Genomic DNA, 18,335 nt, shown 5'->3' with positions numbered 1-18,335 from the left:
TTATTCTGCAAACCATCCAATTGGTTCAACTTGTAAGTTAATGTTAATTTGCTTAATTTCTTGGAATTCTTCTAGTCCAAATGTACCTAAGCTACGTCCTACACCGCTTTGTTTGTAGCCGCCCCAAGGTGCTTCATTGTATGTTGGATGATATGAGTTAATCCAAGTAATGCCTGAACGTAGCTTTTTAATTACCCTTAAAGCTTTCGCTCCATCCTTACTAAAGACAGCACCCGCTAAACCATATACAGTGCCATTTGCAAGTTTTAACGCTTCTTCTTCAGATTTAAACTTTTGAATACATACAACTGGACCAAAAATTTCTTCTTGGACAATGCGCATATTTTGTTCAACATCTACAAAAACAGTTGGTTCAACAAAGTATCCCTTTTCTAAACCATCTTTTTCGATACGATTTCCCCCACAAGCAAGTCTTGCTCCTTCTTCTTTACCTATTTGTATATAGCTTAAAACTTTTTCTAAATGCTCTTTACTAACTAGTGGTCCCATCTCCGTTTCTGCTACATCCCCAGGACCTACTTTAATTTTTTTAGCACGCTCTACAAATCGCTCCACGAAGCGATCATAAATTGATTCTTCAACTAAAATTCTTGATCCTGCTGAACAAACTTGACCTGAACCTGCATAAATTCCAAATAGAGCATAATCGACAGCCGTTTCAAAATCTGCATCTGCAAAAATAATATTTGGAGATTTCCCACCAAGCTCAAGTGACACTTTTTTCATCGTATCAGCCGCTGTTTTCATGATGTGTTTACCTGTTTTTGTTCCACCTGTGAATGAAACCATATCTACATCAGGGTTGGCAGCGATTTCATTTCCAACCACTGGACCAGCACCCATCACCATATTTGCTACACCTTGTGGAAGACCAACTTCTTCAAAAATTTCAAATAATTTCTTAGGAGTCACTGGTGTTACTTCTGATGGTTTGAAAACAATTGTATTACCTGCCGCTAACGCTGGAGCAATTTTCCATATACTCATTAATAACGGATAATTCCAAGGAACAATTAATCCGCATACTCCTATTGGCTCGCGAACAACCATTGCCTGCATAGGATCTGCTACATGATAAGTAAACCCATCTGGCTTTGTAATTAATCCTGCATAATAACGAAAGCAAGCTGCCGCATCGGCAACATCAAAGCCCGCTTCACGATTAGGTTTTCCATTATCTAATGTTTCAAGTTTAGTTAATTCATCTTGGTACTCTTCTATTTTGTCTGCAATTTTAAATAAGTAAGTTGCTCTTTCTTGAGCAGATAAATCAGACCATCTTCCATCATTGAATGCTTTACGAGCAACATCAATTGCTTCTTTCGCATCTTCAACCGTTCCTTCAGGAGCATATGCAATGATTTCTCCATTTGCTGGGTTAATAACTGGGCGTTTCTCATGATTGCTAGAATCTTTCCATTCGCCATTAATAAACATCTTTAAATCAATTGTTTTAAATTGAACATCGACCATTGTATATAAACCCTCCTTAATTTCTTTACAACTTACTAGATTGCAAGAACTGTGCCAACTTTAATACCCCCAATTTATAAGGGTTTTATTCCATACCTTGTACAACTAGTATTCAATTTTGCATAACACTATTACAAATTGCATAATCTTTGAAACTCGTAAAAATTCTGCGCTAATAAAACGTTTTTAAAACTATTACTCTAAAACGACATATTAAGAAAAATCATTGCATAGGCTAGAACACCATGAAAGGAGGAAAATTTTATGTTGCTTGCAGGAACATGTATTGCAGTGGGACTCATCATCATATTCATGGCATTTAGTATCTCGAGGGATCAAGTTAGTATGACTGAAGTAATTGATAGTAATGTTGAAAATATAGGGGATTTAGAGAAATAAAAAAACGCACTCTGTGCGTTTTTTTAGAGTGTTGAAATATATTGTAGTCAATATTGAAAAATACAAAATTAAATGAATTTCTATGAAAATTAGTCTATTTATTATTGTTTTATCTGTCATCTTATTGATAAACAAGTAATTTTGGTTGATATATAAATGTTTTAACTAACTTGCAAAAATTAAAATATCTTCTTTTTTGAATCAATAATTGTAAAGATGTGTAATTTGTCATCTTAAGTTACAGTTTGATAAATATAGCGCCGAGGAGGCTCAAGAATCACGCCCCATGGAAAACGAGCACCCTGTAGTGGAAATCAATATGACACAACTTACTTAACAATGATTAATCCAACAATTTAATTGACAAATTCCTTTTTCAACAGCATGAAAAAAACGCACCCACTTGGTGCGTTTTTTTACTTACTCAATTAAATGACATAAAGTCACTATTCATATTCTTTTCATTCATTATTTTTTGATACTTACGACTAACCGAGGACTGACTAATGCCTAAAACCTGTGCAGCCTTCGTTGTTGTTTTATATTGCTTCATCGCAAGCATAATGAGCTGCTCCTCAACATAATCAATCGCTTCTTGTAGAGGAATTACTTTATTAATGACTGGTTTAGATTTATTAAAATCATAGCTATTTGGTAAGAATTGATTAACATCCTCTGCATTAATAATTTGATCTTCAGCAGAGACGACTAATCTTTCTATGATGTTTTGAAGTTCTCTGACATTACCTGGCCAAGAATAAAATTCTAATACGTTAATTGCATCAGGTGTAAGATGAAAACTCTTATTATATTTTTCATTTAATTTCTGTAAGAAATGGAAAGCTAATAATGAGATATCTTCAATTCTTTCTCTTAACGGTGGAATATTTAAAGGTATAACATTTAGTCGATAATACAAATCCTCCCTAAATGTACGTTCTTCAACCATTTTTTCTAATCTTTTATTTGTAGCTGCAATAATTTGCACATTTACTTTAATTGGCTTTGTACTTCCAACTGGAATTACTTCTTGTTCTTGAAGGACTCTAAGCAGTTTTACTTGTAAATGTAATGGCATTTCACCAATTTCATCTAAAAATAAAACACCTTCATCTGCTTGCTTAAAATAGCCGTCCTTATTTTGATCTGCTCCTGTAAACGCGCCTTTAATATAGCCAAAAAGCTCACTTTCCAGAAGATTTTCAGGAATTGCACCGCAATTTAATTTTAAAAACGGTTTTGAAGAACGGTTTCCTAATTGATGAATAGCCTGTGCAATTACTTCCTTCCCTACACCAGACTCTCCATGCAGTAACACAGTGGAAGAAAAATCAGCAATTTTTTTCGCTTGATTGATGATTTGCTCCATTTTTGGGCTACAGTAAATCAGTTTTTTGACAAAACGATCCTTGCTCTTTATATCTTCAAGCTCCTTTTTATATTGCTCAGAAATCTTCTTCATTTCTTTTAATTCCGTTTTAAGGCGTGAAGTTTCTGTAATATCTCTAGAAGCAATAATAATACGTTCAATTTCCATATTCTCATCAAAAACTGGATTTCCTACTGCAAGTACTTTACGTCCATTAATTGTTTCTTGAACAATTGATACTTTCTTCTTTTTTTCTAAAACTAATTTTGTAACAGATGGCGTAAAAAGTCCTTGGTTTTCGAATTCTAAAATACTCTTTCCAAGTAGTTCTTTTAAATCTACATTCCAAAATCCTGGAATTATATTTTCACTGTAACGAATTAGCTCACCCTTACGATTTACTACAAGTATTTCATCATAAATACTCGATAAAATAGCATTTAAATCTTTATTTAAATCTTTTACATATTCAATTTCGGAGGCCATTTCTTCAACCATTGGGAGATCTTGTACAACAATAACGATTCCTTCAACCTCATTATCAACGAAAATTGGGCTATAATCGACAAGAACACCCATATCGTCATTTATTTGAATCTGATTAAGAATTGTTTTACCTGTAGCAAATACATTTTCAACTTGTTCACCGCTAAAAATAGTTTCTGCTTTTGTATTAATTACTTTTTCAGATGTTGATTTAATCATTTTTAACCCAGCATCATTGCAATTAATAATAACTTTATTTTTATCTACTACAAACGTTCCCATCGGTATTGAAGTCAAAATACTTTTTAATAAATCTACACTTTTATTTTCTTGTTTGAAAAGCTCCGCTAATATATCTTCTCGAAGTATGTAACCTATTGGCATATCTTCCTCTTCTTTAACGATTGAGATTGGTTCACCAATAATTTGAAATAGATCTGTTAATGAAATTTGTCCACTTAAGCAATAAACACTCTTAATTGATTGAGAGGAACTAGTAATCTTTGAAATTTCTATATTTTTCTTTTTATTATTACCTTGAATAATATTATTGAATTGAACATAACCAAAAATCTGATTTTGCTTACGTAAGAATAAAAAGGGTTCATTTATACTGGATAAATCGATTTCATCATTTTCCTTGTACTGGTCGATATCTATTGCGATGACTGGTCTTATTTGTTTCTCATTTATTGATAACATTGCTTTCCCCCCTTATGTCTAAACCATTATACATACCTATTTTAGCAGAATTTTTAAATTTATCATAAAAATCTAAAATTATAATTTGCTAATCTATTTAACATAAACAAAAAAGAAAGGGCAGTCTCTTAAGTCTATTCGACAAGAGACACCCCTTTATTTGTTAGATAAGAGTACGCGTTAATTGAATCAAAGTTGTCATTTGTACAACCTCGAAATCTTAATCACACTCTACTCAATCGCTAGCGGTAACAAACAAATCCTCTTTAACGTACGCAAGAACCATTCCAGGAACGATCTCGTCTCCAATTGAGACCTCCAATGAAACAACTTCACCACTTATTCCTTGATGAATAACTTTTGTAATTCCATCTGTAGTTTTAATAAAGAATAACGGCTCCCATTCATAAATTCTTGAATCTTTCTGAATAGCGGTCTCTTCAACTGTTCCATGGTAGTCACTGACAATGACTCCATAATACATAAAGCTCACTCCTTTTTTGCACATTAAGAATGTTTTAAATTTGTAGCGAAGAAGGTGTCTCGACGTAGTTGCAAATTTTAGGAATTTAGTATAATTGCAACTCCGCCTCTGACTTCTCCTTAAAGCTCAATCGGCGAATTTTCTTTTAAAAATAATCCCTGATATTATAACTCGCAAATGTGTTTTGATTGTAAAACCATGCTAAAGAAATTTTGGATTTCTGAAATATCCTCCTCAGCAATACCTAATTTAGGAGCCCAATAATGTTCAGAATGAATATCTTCTAAACATAATAACGCCATTTTACTAGATTGAATTGATGTAACCATTGATTTTCCATAAAAGTGACTTGAAAAGGCAATTGATAAATCATATCGATTGTTCTGCGTTAATAAACAATAATGGTGTACAAGCTGACTTTCCGTTGATTCAGAAATAATATCAATCATTCTAGATCTCTCCTTTTGTTTTAGTATTTTACCCAACCTCTCAAGCGACAAGCTTCAGCGATTTTACGAATGCCTTCAATATAAGCCGCTATTTTCATGTTTACATTATATTTTTGTGATGTTTTATAAACTTTTAAAAAGCTATCTGTCATTTTTTCTTTTAATCTCTCATCTACAGTACTTTCAGTCCAATAATAACCTTGCATATTTTGACACCATTCAAAATATGAAACAACTACTCCACCTGAGTTAGCCAAAATATCAGGAACGACTAAAATCTCTTTTTGATCAAGGATTTCTAGAGCTTCTTTAGTAGTCGGTCCATTCGCTGCTTCAACAACAATCTTGCATTTCAATTTATCCGCATTACGGTTGTTAATAACTCCACTTATTGCTGCTGGAATTAAGACATCACATTCTTTTTCTAATAACTCTTGATTAGATATCGCATTTTTAAATAAGTTAGAAACAACTCCAAATGAATCTCTATTGTCTAATAGATATGGAATGTCTAAACCTTTTGGATCATAAATTCCTCCAAGTACATCTGAAACTCCAACAACCTTTGCTCCAGCTTCATATAAGTATTGTGCTAAGTAACTACCAACATTTCCAAATCCTTGAATAATGACCTTCATATTTTTAATCTCGATTTTCTGTATTTCACTAATTAACTCGAGAGCATAAAATACTCCTTTTGAAGTTGCTGTCTCTCGACCTACTGATCCTCCTAAAGTTAGAGGTTTACCAGTAATAAAGCTTGGTGAATCAAACTCTCTAATATGGTCATATTCATCTAGCATCCAAGCCATTACTTGTGCGTTTGTATACATATCAGGTGCTGGAATATCTTTAGTAGGTCCTACAATTTGGCTTACAGCTCTTACATAACCTCTACTTAGTTTTTCTAGCTCATTCATACTTAATAGTCTTGGGTCACAAACAACCCCACCTTTTGCACCTCCATAAGGTAAATCAGTAATACTACACTTTAAACTCATCCAGCCAGCTAATGCTTTTACTTCCTCTGGCGTTACATCAGGATGAAATCTGATTCCCCCTTTTGTAGGTCCTAGTGCATCGTTATGTTGGGCTCGATATCCTTGAAATACTTTTGTCTCACCATTATCCATTTGAACGGGAATACTAAATTCTAAAAATCGCATTGGTGTTTTAAGGAAATCAAATACTTGGCTTGGATAGTTCATTATGCCAATTGCTTCATTTAGCGTTTCTCTAAACTCCTGAAGGGAATCATCTATCTCTACCTGCTCACTACTCTTTTCATTTTGTTCAACTTCAGTTAAATTTGAGCTCATTTTACACACCTCATTAGTTATTTTAAAAATTTAATAGCAATTCCTGTGCCAACTTGAATTCATTTCATCATTTTGTGAAGTGATAGAACAAACAAAAGCTTATTAGAAAGGCAGTTACAAGACTTTCATTACTTTTTATATTTTTTCGAACGATCCTTATAAGTCTTTTTTTCTTCAATAACCAAATTCGATCCTTTAGTGGAAATATGATTGAATGCATGAATTATTCAATTTTGCATTAATCATTATTCAAAATTGAATTACTTACTATGCATGACTAAGGAAAGGGAAATGCGAACAAAATATTCTGGAGTTGACTCAAACAAAAAAAGCCACAAGGTTTAATTACCTTGTGACTTTTCTTCATTGTGTGTTTACTACACTGCAGCTTCTTCTTCATATTTAGGAGGTGCAATTTGGAATGCCTTAGTAAGGTAAATTAGATATAATAATCCAACGACGAACCAAACTGTTCCCATTATTAGTGAGCTTTTTTCAATGTTAAACCATAGGATCGCTACAGATGCGGCTCCAATTAAAGGTAATAGCAGGTAAGAAAAGAAGTCTTTGACTGATCTATGCTTTCCTCGAATGTAAAAATGATTAATGACTGATAAGTTAACAAAAGTAAATGCCATTAATGCTCCGAAGTTAATTAACGAAGTGGCTGTTACCAAGTTGAAAAAGATTGCTGATAATGAAATCACGCCAACAAAAATTACGTTAAATGCTGGCGTTTTCCATTTTGGATGAACAAATCCGAACCATTTATCCGGGAAAACTTTGTCGCGTCCCATTACATATAACAAACGTGATACACTCGCATGTGAAGCCAATGCAGAAGCAAGTGTATTAATAAAGGTAATGCATAAGAAAATTGATTGGAATAATTTACCACCTACATATAATGCAATCTCTGGTGAAGCAGCATCAGGATGCTTAAATCTAGATATATCTGGATAGTATAATTGAATGAAAAATGATGTAACTGTGAAGATTACGCCTCCCCAAAGAGCTGTGTAAAGAATTGCTTTAGGAATTGTTTTTGCAGGGTTTATTGCTTCTTCTGATAAAGTAGAAACAGCATCAAACCCTAAAAATGAAAAGCAAAGAATCGTTGCACCAGTTACTAATGTGCCAAAATGCATTCCTGCATTAAAAAGTGGCTTTATACTGAATTCTCCGTATCCTTCTCCATGATGTAACCCTTGGATTACTAGAATGATAAAGACAACCATAATCGCAAGCTGAACTAACACAAAAAAAGTATTGAAATTCGCTAGCATATTGATACTTCTTAAGTTTAAGAAAGTTACTAGTCCTACAAATCCAATTACCCAAATCCAAGTTGGCACACTTGGAAACAGAGCGTTTAAGTAAATTTTAGTTAATAAAGCATTTACCATAGGAAGGAACAAGTAATCTAGTAAAGATGACCATCCAACAAGGAAACCTAAGTGACCACTAATCGCTTTTTGAGTGTAAGTATATGCAGACCCAGCTTCAGGAAATACTCTTACTAACTTGCCGTAGCTAACAGCTGTAAATAACATTCCTATTAAGGCTACAATATATGCAGTTGGTACGTGACCATTAGTTACATCAGATACAATTCCAAATGTGTCGAAAACAACCATAGGGGTCATATAGGCTAACCCCATCATAACTACTTGCCATAACTTTAAGGATCTTTTTAACTGTGTTTTATTCTCCACCTATCATATCCCCTTCGTTTTAGATTAAGCGCTTACATCGTTATTACTACTTCCTTATAATTCTTACTTTTCCGACAGAAACCTCCTTTTTTTGAATATTTAAATAAGTCTTTTTCTAGAATTGCAAGTTTTATGCCAAAATATTAATTTTTTGTAAACGTTATAAAGAACACGTACTATTGCTTTGAAATTATTAAGTTTTCATAGAAAAAGCGAAATTCCTTTCACTAAAATCTACTTTTATAATTAGCCTGGTTGTTATTCAGTCCTGCATACATTATTCAAGACCTCATAGAATTTACTTCTCTTTTTATACGAATCTCTAAAATTACTTACATCTATTAGACTGGCACGAAAGTTGCATTGTTAACTGTAAACTATCACTCTGCCCAATTTTAGATCTTTGCAAAATATGTAAGCTTAATACCTGATCGATAATAAAACTTTTAGTTAATCTAATCGGACTAACTACGAGTTTAATTATAAGAAAATTCTGTAAAATAAATTTGAATTCGGAGGAGATGATTTATGAGTAAACAAGGTTTTGATTCAGATGCTTTACAATCGTTTAACTACAAACAGGAATTACAGCGATCATTAAAATTTTTCAGTTCATTTGCAGTTGCGTTCTCGTTTATCTCAATTACAACTGGTATTTTTAGCTCTTATAGTCTTGCTTTAGGAGCAGCTGGGCCGGCGGGGATTTGGACTTGGCCATTTGTTATGGTAGGACATTTGCTTGTTGCTTTAATTTTTGCAGATTTATCAAGTAAAATTCCTTTAAGTGGCTATGTATACCAATGGGTCAGTCGTTTAACTAATCGGGGATTTGGTTGGTTTACAGGTTGGGCTGCATTATGTTACTTAATTATTGTTGTACCTACCGTTGATTATGGCGTAGCGCCAATTTTTCTTGATTTATTTGGTATTAAAAGTACAACTACAGTACTTACAACCGTCGTAATAATTACAATCGTTATACAAGCACTATTAAATATTTATGGAGTAAGGATTGCTACAATCATTAATAATTCAGCTGTCTATACAGAAGTAATCGGATTTATTGGCATTATTATTATTTTAAGCTTTGTCTTATATTTCAAAGGGGCAGATTTTTCATTATTAACTTATACTGCCCACAAAGTTGGTTCAAATGGAAGCTATTTTACAGCATTTGTACTAGCAGTCGTAATGGGCTCTTATACATTAGTAGGCTTTGAAGCAGCGGCGAATTTAGCAGAAGAAACAGTTGATGCCAATAAAACTGTACCTAAAGCCATCGTTTACTCAATGTTACTTGCAGGTATAATTGGATTTATTTTCCTAATTATTGTTACTTCGGGAATTAAAGATATTAATAGAATCATGGCTTCTGCTTCTCCTATTTCTGATATTTTACAATCACGTTTAGGAACTGCAGTTGCGGACTTCTTCCTCGCATTAGTAATTGTGTCAATTTTTGCTTGTGGATTAATTATTATGGCTTCTGCTTCTCGACTTATTTACGCCCTTTCAAGAGACAATGTGTTTTTCGCTTCAAATGTGTTTAAAAAAGTAGATAAAAAACATAATGTACCGTACAATGCGATAATTTTAGTTTCTGTATTAGGCATTATTGCTGTATTCTATTTTGGGAAACTATCTTTATTAATAGGTACTTCTGCGGCACTTCCGGCCATAATTTACTTAATAACTGTAATCGCATACGCTACTAAAATTAAGACCTTACCGGATACAGATGGTTTTAAGCTAGGAAAATGGCGACTACCTGTTACGATTCTTGCGATTATTTGGTTAGTATTTGAAGTTGGCATTTTAACACTCCCAAAGGATTTCCTACCAACTACTAAAGTTATCCTTTACTTATTTCTTGCTGGGATTATTATTTATTGGACTGTATTCCGATCTAGAATACAGGAAGGTAAAATTGGTATAAATTTGGAGAAGGATTTGGATGTTTAAAGTATGTTATTGATAAAATAATAGATTAATAGAAAAATAACGTACATATTCATTTCCAAATATGTACGTTATTTCATTTATCAATATTTAATCAAGTTGGGTTCCATTAGTTTGAATGACATTTTGCTACCAATAAAATGATTTTTTCTTTTTGCGATCTAATGTTCCACTTCCGTCATCATGCTTGTCAACGTAAATAAAACCGTAGCGGTTAGACATTTCTCCTGTAGACGCACTTACTAAGTCAATACAGCCCTATGGAGTGTAGCCCATCAGTTCGACACCATCCTCGATTGCTTCACCGATTGCCTCAATATGACTAAGAAGGTAATCATCGTTAATAGAACCATCTTCTTTAATCTGATCGTATGCCCCAAGACCATTTTCAACGTAGCCTGCTTCCTTGATTTTTACTAAGTCAAATTCAACAAGTAAGTCTCCAGCTTTCACTACATCACCTTGGTCAATGTGTGCTGTAAAAAATTCCCCATCTAATTTAACTGTATCCATCCCAAAGTGAATTAGAATTTCAATTCCATTTTCTGACGTATTGCCTATTGCGTAAATAAAGTTGTAACAACTCCATTAACAGGAGAAACAACTTTTCCATTGTTGTAACATTAAAAAGGAGATGCAAATTCAATCATGAATTACATCTCCATCATAATTTGATATTATCATTTTTATCTTTGGAATTTGTCCAAATAGTTAATAAACTTATCCCCATAAAGACTTAAAGACCTTTTATCTAATGAAATAAGTCTTTCATCAATTTTCTAAATCACACTCATTAAGTCGAACAATTTTTGTTCTTTTTATGAGTTTATATCCGATCCACAAAGCAAGAAATAATGGCAGACCTATATATGAAACAAGTACACCGTTCCAGTCAATCGTATTTCCCGTGAATGCTGAATAGTTTTGTCCAAGAATAACGACCCCACATAGTACGAAAGCAAATATTGGTCCGAACGGGAACCATTTCGCTTTATACGGTAGGTCATTTAAATCCTTCCCTTGTGCTACGTAGGCTTTGCGGAATCGATAATGACAAATCGCTATGCCAAGCCAAGCAATAAAACCAGACATACCTGAAGCATTAAGTAACCAAATGTAAACGACTCCGTCACCATATAGAGAAGCTAAAAAAGCTAAAGTACCGACTGCCGCTGTAATCATTAATGCATTAACAGGTACACCCCTTTTATTTAACCTACCTAATGCTTTTGGAGCTTTCCCTTGGCGAGCCATGTCCCACAGCATTCGAGCTGAAGCATACATTCCTGAATTTCCAGCAGATAAAACCGCCGTTAAGATAACTGCATTCATTACAGACGCTGCAAATGCAATGCCAGCTTTATCAAAAACTAGCGTAAATGGGCTAACAGCTACGTCGCCACTTGCTAGATTATGATTTGTATATGGTATTAGTAGACCTATTACAACTATAGATAATACGTAAAATAATAAAATACGCCAAAATATTTGGCGAGCCGCACGAGGAATATTTCGCTCAGGCTCCTCGCTCTCCCCAGCTGCTACCCCTAATAACTCAGTACCTTGGAAAGAAAATCCAGCTGCCATAAAGATTCCGAGCGTCGCCATGAATCCTCCATGAAAAGGAGCGTCACCAACTGTAAAATTTTTAAATCCTACTGCTTCTCCACCAATAATTCCAAAAATCATTAAAAATCCCGAAATTAAAAAAATGATTACTGTAACAACTTTTATAATAGAAAACCAGTATTCTGATTCCCCAAACCCTTTAACAGACAGATAGTTTAACAGAAAGATAATCGCTAAAAATAAAGAACTCCATAAGAGTGAGGATGTATGTGGTAACCAGAATTTCATAACCATCGTAACTGCAGCTAATTCAGCTGCTATAGTAATTGCCCAGTTATACCAGTAATTCCAGCCAAGTGCAAAACCAAGTGCGGGATCAACGAATTTTGTTGCATATGTACTAAAAGATCCTGCAACTGGCATATATGTAGCCATCTCAGCAAGGCTTGTCATTAAAAAGTACACCATTATTCCAATCGCTGTATAAGCCGCCAGAACACCACCTGGTCCTGCATTATGGATTGCACCTCCACTTGCCAAAAATAGACCTGTTCCAATTGTTCCTCCTAGAGAAATCATTGTAATATGACGAGGTTTTAGTCCACGCTTTAACTCTTGAGGCATAATAGAAATATCGTTCTTAGAATCAATGACTGTTATTGTATTTACCGTATTTTTCATTAAAATACTCCTTTTCAGTCGTTTTTTGGATTCGATAATTTTCTGCTTTTTTCAAACGTCCAACGGCAGGATTAGGAAAAGTTTGAGCATTAGAGAAAATGAGAAGCGAATGGTCGCTTCTCATTTCTTATTTGGAAAAATCAAAATAATTCCTCTTTAATAATCTTTGTTGCTCGATCAACTCATTATATGAAGTTGCCTTTCCAAGCAACTTTGTGTCAATTAAGTATAATTGCTCCTCAATTGCACCAACAGTATCATCTGTTTGATATGTTATTTTGCAATCTAAGCAAATGATACATGGTGTTTCTTTAATCTCAATTGCCTTCGTACCATCAGGAAGTTCCCAGTAGACTGTATTTGTTGATTCAACTATGTTAGCTGATTCACACCACTGACATTTCATCATTCAGCGTCTCCTTGCGCACTTCCTACTAGTTTTTCACTAACTTGGATTTTTGTAATCTGTGCTTGGAATTTCTTTTCTTTTAATTCGTCGCGTTTATCACGCTTATCTTTCAAAGAAGCATGCTCTGGGTTTGTTGCATATGTTTTACGAACTTCCATACGTTGTAAACCTTCTGGTACAAGATTGAATTTTGTTTCATTCATTAATCCCGCGATTCCTGCATTTGAACGTTTTTCTTCCATATTAGGATAAATTTCTTTAAAGTATGCTTCAGCTCTACCTGGCACGTAATTTTGTGGTTCCGGATAAGTAGTAATTACACCTTCAAAATTACGAAGAACAACTTTATCAGCACTTTGAGAAATTAAGTAATTTGGTTGAAGAGAAATTTTTCCTCCCCCACCTGGTGCGTCTACTACAAATGTTGGTACCGCATATCCAGAAGTATGGCCGCGTAATCCTTCCATAATTTCTAAACCTTTTGAAACAGGCGCACGGAAGTGTCCAATTCCTTCTGATAAATCACATTGATAAATATAATATGGACGAACACGAATTTTAACTAAATCATGCATTAGCTTTTTCATAATTGGAACACTGTCATTAATTCCAGCTAAGATTACGGCTTGGTTCCCTAACGGTACACCAACATTTGCAAGCATTTCACAAGCTCGTTTCGATTCCTCTGTAATTTCAATTGAAGTATTAAAGTGAGTATTTAACCAAACTGGATGATATTTTTTTAAGATATTACAAAGATTTTCAGTAATACGTTGTGGGAATACTACAGGTGCCCTCGTACCAATACGGATAATTTCCACATGTGGAATATCACGTAAATTTTTTAAAATATACTCTAAAATATTATCGTTAATTAAAAGACCGTCTCCACCTGAAATAAGTACATCTCGTACTTGAGGATTTTTGCTAATGTAATTAATAGCAGCATCAAGTTGTTTCTTTGGCACTCCCATTCCAATTTGTCCTGAGAAGCGACGTCTTGTACAGTAACGACAGTACATTGAGCATTGATTTGTTACTAAAAATAGGACTCGATCTGGATAACGATGTGTTAAACCTGGTACAGGAGAATCTTCATCCTCATGAAGAGGGTCCTCTAAATCATACTTAGTTTTATGAATCTCCGCAGAGATTGGAACAGATTGCATACGAACTGGACAACGTGGGTCATCCGGATTCATTAACGATGCATAATATGGGGTAATGTTTAGTGGAATTGTTTTTGTCGCAATTCGTACCCCATCTTCTTCGTCTGGCGTGAGGTTAATTACTTGCTTTAACTCATCCAATGATTTGATGGTGTTTGTAAGTTGCCAAACCCAATCATTCCATTGTTCATCTGTTACATCTTTCCACAATTCAATTTCTTTCCAATGTCTTTTTGGAGCATAGACTGCATTTACCATACTTACATCCCCTTTCAAATTGTTTGTTTTAATATAAAGCAAGAGCCGTGCCAAAAATTTACAATTCTTTAATAAAAGCGCTGTGAATATAGAAAATTCAAACTATTCAGCCTGTTATTTTATTTTTTTAAGGTAAAATCTTAAGTGGATATCTTCCCAAGATGAATCAAAAATAATAAAACCGCCTAAAATTAGGCGGCTTGGCTATTGAATGAAGTGCTAAAACTAGATTTTTCAGAAGATTAAAATGTAGTTTATACTACGATATTTAACTTTTGAATCTTATATTGAAGAGTTTGCCTAGGTATTTCAAGTAGTGCTGCAGCTTGTTGAATATTAGAATTCGTTTGTAGCAATGCTTGTTTAATAAGTGAAATTTCCATTTCCTGCATTGCAGAACGTAAAGGCTGAACTCCTTTTGTTTCAGTACTTTTCTTAATTTGTTGTAGTTGAATCGGAAGATGTTTAACCGTAAGAGTATGTCCTTCTGCCATAATCATAGCATGCTCAATCGTATGCTTTAGTTCTCGGACATTACCAGGCCAATTATATTGGTGGAATAACTCAAATACAGTATGTTCTACATTTCGAATATTCTTTGAGAAGCGTTCATTGAATTTCTCAACAAAATGAGATGTGAGTAGCTCGATATCATAATTCCTTTCTCTTAACGGAGGTATGAACAAAGAAAACACATTTAAACGATAATACAAATCCGGTCGCATAATACCGTTTTGAACGCAATCTAAAGGTGATTCATTAATTGCAGCGATTACTCTTACATTAACTTTACGAGTCTTTTGATCACCTATTCGGCGAACAACGCCATCCTCTAGTACTCTTAGTAGCTTAGCTTGGAGCTCTAATGGCATCGAATTTAGTTCATCTAAAAACAAACTTCCACCATCAGCAAGTTCAAATAACCCTGCTCGATCTATGGCTCCCGTATAACTACCCTTTGTCGTACCAAATAATATACTTTCCAATAATGATTCTGGTAAAGCAGCGCAGTTTTGAGCAATAAAAGGGCCTTCACTTCTATTTGAAATATAGTGAATGGACTGTACAAAAAGTTCCTTCCCAGTTCCAGTTTCACCAACTACCAGTACTGCAGAGTCTGCATTTGCTACCTTTTCAACTTGATTTTTAACGGCTATTAAAGCAGGGTCATCCGTTAATATATCTGAGATCGTATATGAGTGAACTTGTTTTGCTTTTCCTTTTTTTACTTGCGGTTTAATTCTCGCTTGTAAGTCTAAAACCTTCTCACCAAGCGATTTAATTGTAGAATAATCCTTTGCAATTTCAACAGCACCGATCAATTGATCATCCAAAATGATTGGAATTGTCGTGTTAACTGTATCAATGAATTGGCCTTTAATATTTTCATAGCGTTGAGGCTGTTGAATAATCGCTTGCTTTGTTTCTAGTACTTTCAGTAAGGTACTTGTTTCTTTTGTTAAAGAAGGGAAAGCTTCTAGTACATGCTTTCCCAGAACCTCTTCAACTGAAACACCGTCATGGTCAGCCGCAACTTGATTATAAAATATAGTCATTCCATTTTTGTCGACTGCGTGAATTGATTCATCGATACTATTTAATATGGCACTAATCATTTGATTAGTTGGAATTGTTGCGTTCATTTCATAACCATCCTTTCACTGCCGAAAAGTTGGCAATTTAACGCTCACTTTTCGGCAGTTTGACATTAAAAGATTACTTTTGAAAGATCCTTCACCCATACATTCATATCTTCTAATTTATCAAAGATATAGCAGTTGTTTGTCATTCTTCCAGTATACTTATATCCTAATTGATGAAAGGCTGCGTTCATTCCATATGATAATGCTCGCGCTATCGTATAAGAGCAATAAACTGATTGGCTTACTAAATCCTGTTCCAACTTCTTCATTAGCTCCTTCATCAATCCATGCTTACGATGCTCTTCAAGTGTTGCGCAATTTGTTAGCTCGGCATTTCTTTGACCGAAGTCCACTTCAGCAGATGCTGCACTTACAATATTTCCATCTTTCTCATAAATCCAATAAATAGTTCCTTCATCCATCGTCTTTTCAACATAAGTGGATTCATTTAAAGGTGTAGGATATACCTTAAAAACTTGACCATATAATTTAGCAAGTTTTTTTGAGTCATTTTTTTCAGCTCTTCGTAAAACATAATCGTCAGGAATTACTTTTTCTTTTGATCGATCACTCTTTAAAACAGCATCTAAAATATCATCTCCAGCAGCCCAATAAAGACTATTTCTTCTATCCTGGCTAGCATATTTCGTAACAAAAAAGCCATCACTACCTTGAAAATAGCCTTTCAGTGCAGATTCAATCATATATCCTGATTGTAAGAAGGAATAAATATGTTCACTTCTTGCTTTAATAATTAGCTTAGTAAATTTGTGTTCTTTTGCTAGCTCTTCTATTCTCTCGATTAGAAGTGATACGTTCCCTAAGTAAAAATCAACTCGAATTCGCTCATTAAAATAATCTAAAGCACCTTCGAAATAATAGTTTTCTTGTTGAACTTTAATTGTTTCATAATACTTTTTCGTTTTCATATGCTCCCTCACCTTCATGTTGTTGGCCCTCAACTCCACACCAGTCAATTAATGTACAAGCAATTATTTCTGCTGCTAAAAACATTTGATCTAAATCAATAAATTCATCCGGGTAGTGAGCTACTTTTGTCTCCCCTGGTCCAAAAACAATCATCGGAATATTTAAAATTTGTGTAAATAATCCTCCATCAGTTCCCCATGGTGCAGCTTCAACAACTGGGTTTTGTTTCATTGTTTCAAGATAGTTTTGTTGCAAAGTTTGCACTAATTCACTATCAGCTTCAATCGTACCAGGAACCCACCTTGCTCCAAACCACTCTACTTCTACAGGATTTTCTACGAACCAATCATCAAGATTTTTAATATTACCTATCCAATTCTCAAATTCTTTTTTCGCATCTTCTAATCTTTCATTTGGCGCTACTCCGAATCTTCCTTCTAAAGTCACTAGATCAGATACAGAAGATGGCCATGTTCCACCATGAATTGTTCCTATATTAATTGGTATCGGAATCGGTACTCCATCATATAACGGATCAGTTATTCGTTCATTTCGTAATTGCTCAAGTTTTTGGATTTGCTGAATGATGAGAACGCTTTTTTCGATAGCGCTTACACCTTCGTAACGAGTACCTCCATGTGCTACCTTACCTTTTACCTTAAGACGGAACCACATTGACCCTTGTTGCTTAATGAAAAACTTCATATTTGTTGGTTCGGGAATAATAACACCATCAGCTGAATATCCTCGTAATATTGTAGCAAGTGTACCAGCGCCACCACTCTCTTCCTCAATTACACTTTGAAAATAAACATTACCTTTTAGTGTAATTCCACTTCTTTTTATTGCTTCAATTGCTAAAATTAGCGCAACATTTCCGCCTTTCATGTCGGTTGCCCCGCGCCCATAAAGCTTGTTATCTACTACGGTTGCACTGTAAGGAGGGTAAGTCCATTGCTGAATATTTCCTTCTGGAACAACATCTATATGTCCATTTAAGATCATGGACTTTCCTCCGCTCGTTCCTTTAAGCGTAGCGACAATATTAGGACTACCTGTAAAACTGTCTCTTGTAGAAATAAAATAAGGATGCTCTTTCATTTCTTTCAGATCTGGTTCCCATACGTCTAAATCCAATTCAAGCTCTCTCAATTTTTCAAGGACAATTGCTTGTGCCTTACTCTCATTACCAGACACACTATTTTCCATTACTAGTTGTTTAAGAAGATCAATTGTTTTAGCTTTATGATTGCTTATATAATCTTGAATAACTTTTTTGTAATGACTCATCCTCTTCACC

The 18,335-nt window shown here is 34.4% G+C and carries 14 protein-coding genes and 1 pseudogene; 2 read left to right on the top strand and 13 right to left on the bottom strand.

Annotated features, from left to right (window positions below):
• Complete coding sequence (locus tag EP747_RS14005; protein ID WP_129690751.1) at nt 1–1,494, bottom strand: aldehyde dehydrogenase family protein; 1,494 nt, start codon at nt 1,492–1,494, stop codon at nt 1–3.
• A gap of 264 nt (nt 1,495–1,758) precedes the next feature.
• Between EP747_RS14005 and EP747_RS25105 the strand changes: the two genes are divergently transcribed.
• On the top strand, nt 1,759–1,893 hold the full coding sequence (locus EP747_RS25105) for a hypothetical protein (RefSeq protein WP_268875904.1): 135 nt from the start codon (nt 1,759–1,761) through the stop codon (nt 1,891–1,893).
• A gap of 424 nt (nt 1,894–2,317) precedes the next feature.
• Here the strand turns inward: EP747_RS25105 and EP747_RS14000 are convergent, their stop codons facing one another.
• From EP747_RS14000 to EP747_RS13980, 5 genes are all read right to left on the bottom strand, one after another.
• The gene (locus EP747_RS14000) at nt 2,318–4,450 is read right to left on the bottom strand and encodes a sigma 54-interacting transcriptional regulator (RefSeq protein ID WP_129690750.1); all 2,133 of its coding nucleotides are present in this window, start codon (nt 4,448–4,450) and stop codon (nt 2,318–2,320) included.
• Nucleotides 4,451–4,685: 235 nt separating this feature from the next.
• Nucleotides 4,686–4,934, bottom strand: coding sequence for a hypothetical protein (locus EP747_RS13995; protein WP_129690749.1), 249 nt, complete (start codon nt 4,932–4,934; stop codon nt 4,686–4,688).
• Nucleotides 4,935–5,098: 164 nt separating this feature from the next.
• Complete coding sequence (locus EP747_RS13990) at nt 5,099–5,383, bottom strand: SAV0927 family protein (RefSeq protein ID WP_129690748.1); 285 nt, start codon at nt 5,381–5,383, stop codon at nt 5,099–5,101.
• Nucleotides 5,384–5,403: 20 nt separating this feature from the next.
• Entirely contained in the window at nt 5,404–6,702 is a 1,299-nt protein-coding gene (locus EP747_RS13985) for a Glu/Leu/Phe/Val family dehydrogenase (RefSeq protein ID WP_129690747.1), read from the bottom strand.
• 377 nt (nt 6,703–7,079) lie between these two features.
• Nucleotides 7,080–8,417 carry an APC family permease gene (locus EP747_RS13980; protein ID WP_205753833.1) on the bottom strand — a complete coding sequence of 446 codons (1,338 nt, stop codon included), beginning with the start codon at nt 8,415–8,417 and terminating at the stop codon, nt 7,080–7,082.
• A gap of 528 nt (nt 8,418–8,945) precedes the next feature.
• Between EP747_RS13980 and EP747_RS13975 the strand changes: the two genes are divergently transcribed.
• Complete coding sequence (locus EP747_RS13975) at nt 8,946–10,379, top strand: APC family permease (RefSeq protein ID WP_129690746.1); 1,434 nt, start codon at nt 8,946–8,948, stop codon at nt 10,377–10,379.
• 126 nt (nt 10,380–10,505) lie between these two features.
• Here EP747_RS13975 and EP747_RS24530 read toward each other — a convergent pair.
• The 7 genes and pseudogenes from EP747_RS24530 to EP747_RS13935 form a co-directional block, all read right to left on the bottom strand.
• Nucleotides 10,506–10,889, bottom strand: a pseudogene (locus EP747_RS24530) (family 1 glycosylhydrolase).
• A 258-nt stretch (nt 10,890–11,147) separates the two neighbouring features.
• The gene (locus tag EP747_RS13960) at nt 11,148–12,569 is read right to left on the bottom strand and encodes an amino acid permease (protein ID WP_129690899.1); all 1,422 of its coding nucleotides are present in this window, start codon (nt 12,567–12,569) and stop codon (nt 11,148–11,150) included.
• Nucleotides 12,570–12,753: 184 nt separating this feature from the next.
• Nucleotides 12,754–13,032: a YokU family protein gene (locus EP747_RS13955; RefSeq protein ID WP_129690898.1), complete on the bottom strand. Its 279-nt coding sequence runs from the start codon at nt 13,030–13,032 to the stop codon at nt 12,754–12,756.
• Nucleotides 13,032–14,462, bottom strand: coding sequence for a lysine 2,3-aminomutase (gene ablA, locus EP747_RS13950; RefSeq protein WP_129690743.1), 1,431 nt, complete (start codon nt 14,460–14,462; stop codon nt 13,032–13,034). Before ablA ends, EP747_RS13955 begins: the two co-directional genes overlap by 1 nt.
• Nucleotides 14,463–14,716: 254 nt before the next feature.
• Nucleotides 14,717–16,105, bottom strand: coding sequence for a sigma-54 interaction domain-containing protein (locus tag EP747_RS13945; RefSeq protein ID WP_129690742.1), 1,389 nt, complete (start codon nt 16,103–16,105; stop codon nt 14,717–14,719).
• Between the two features lie 65 nt (nt 16,106–16,170).
• Nucleotides 16,171–17,034 (bottom strand): putative beta-lysine N-acetyltransferase, encoded by an 864-nt coding sequence (ablB, locus tag EP747_RS13940; protein WP_129690741.1) that lies wholly within the window; start codon nt 17,032–17,034, stop codon nt 16,171–16,173.
• Nucleotides 17,012–18,325 (bottom strand): peptidase, encoded by a 1,314-nt coding sequence (locus EP747_RS13935; RefSeq protein WP_129690740.1) that lies wholly within the window; start codon nt 18,323–18,325, stop codon nt 17,012–17,014. The genes ablB and EP747_RS13935 overlap by 23 nt, the downstream gene beginning before the upstream one ends.
• Nucleotides 18,326–18,335 lie beyond the last annotated feature (10 nt).

Origin of the sequence: Gottfriedia acidiceleris (genome assembly GCF_004138285.1) — a bacterium.
Classification (GTDB): Bacteria; Bacillota; Bacilli; order Bacillales; family Bacillaceae_G; genus Gottfriedia; species Gottfriedia acidiceleris_A.
This window is presented reverse-complemented; position numbering and strand designations above follow the sequence as displayed.

Coding starts and splice junctions, on each gene's coding strand:
- ablA (WP_129690743.1), bottom strand. CDS start 14,462: ATGGTAAATGCAGTCTATGCTCCAAAAAGACATTGGAAAGAAATTGAA.
- EP747_RS14005 (WP_129690751.1), bottom strand. CDS start 1,494: ATGGTCGATGTTCAATTTAAAACAATTGATTTAAAGATGTTTATTAAT.
- EP747_RS13985 (WP_129690747.1), bottom strand. CDS start 6,702: ATGAGCTCAAATTTAACTGAAGTTGAACAAAATGAAAAGAGTAGTGAG.
- EP747_RS13975 (WP_129690746.1), top strand. CDS start 8,946: ATGAGTAAACAAGGTTTTGATTCAGATGCTTTACAATCGTTTAACTAC.
- EP747_RS13995 (WP_129690749.1), bottom strand. CDS start 4,934: ATGTATTATGGAGTCATTGTCAGTGACTACCATGGAACAGTTGAAGAG.
- EP747_RS13945 (WP_129690742.1), bottom strand. CDS start 16,105: ATGAACGCAACAATTCCAACTAATCAAATGATTAGTGCCATATTAAAT.
- ablB (WP_129690741.1), bottom strand. CDS start 17,034: ATGAAAACGAAAAAGTATTATGAAACAATTAAAGTTCAACAAGAAAAC.
- EP747_RS13955 (WP_129690898.1), bottom strand. CDS start 13,032: ATGAAATGTCAGTGGTGTGAATCAGCTAACATAGTTGAATCAACAAAT.
- EP747_RS13990 (WP_129690748.1), bottom strand. CDS start 5,383: ATGATTGATATTATTTCTGAATCAACGGAAAGTCAGCTTGTACACCAT.
- EP747_RS13935 (WP_129690740.1), bottom strand. CDS start 18,325: ATGAGTCATTACAAAAAAGTTATTCAAGATTATATAAGCAATCATAAA.
- EP747_RS13960 (WP_129690899.1), bottom strand. CDS start 12,569: ATGCCTCAAGAGTTAAAGCGTGGACTAAAACCTCGTCATATTACAATG.
- EP747_RS25105 (WP_268875904.1), top strand. CDS start 1,759: ATGTTGCTTGCAGGAACATGTATTGCAGTGGGACTCATCATCATATTC.
- EP747_RS14000 (WP_129690750.1), bottom strand. CDS start 4,450: ATGTTATCAATAAATGAGAAACAAATAAGACCAGTCATCGCAATAGAT.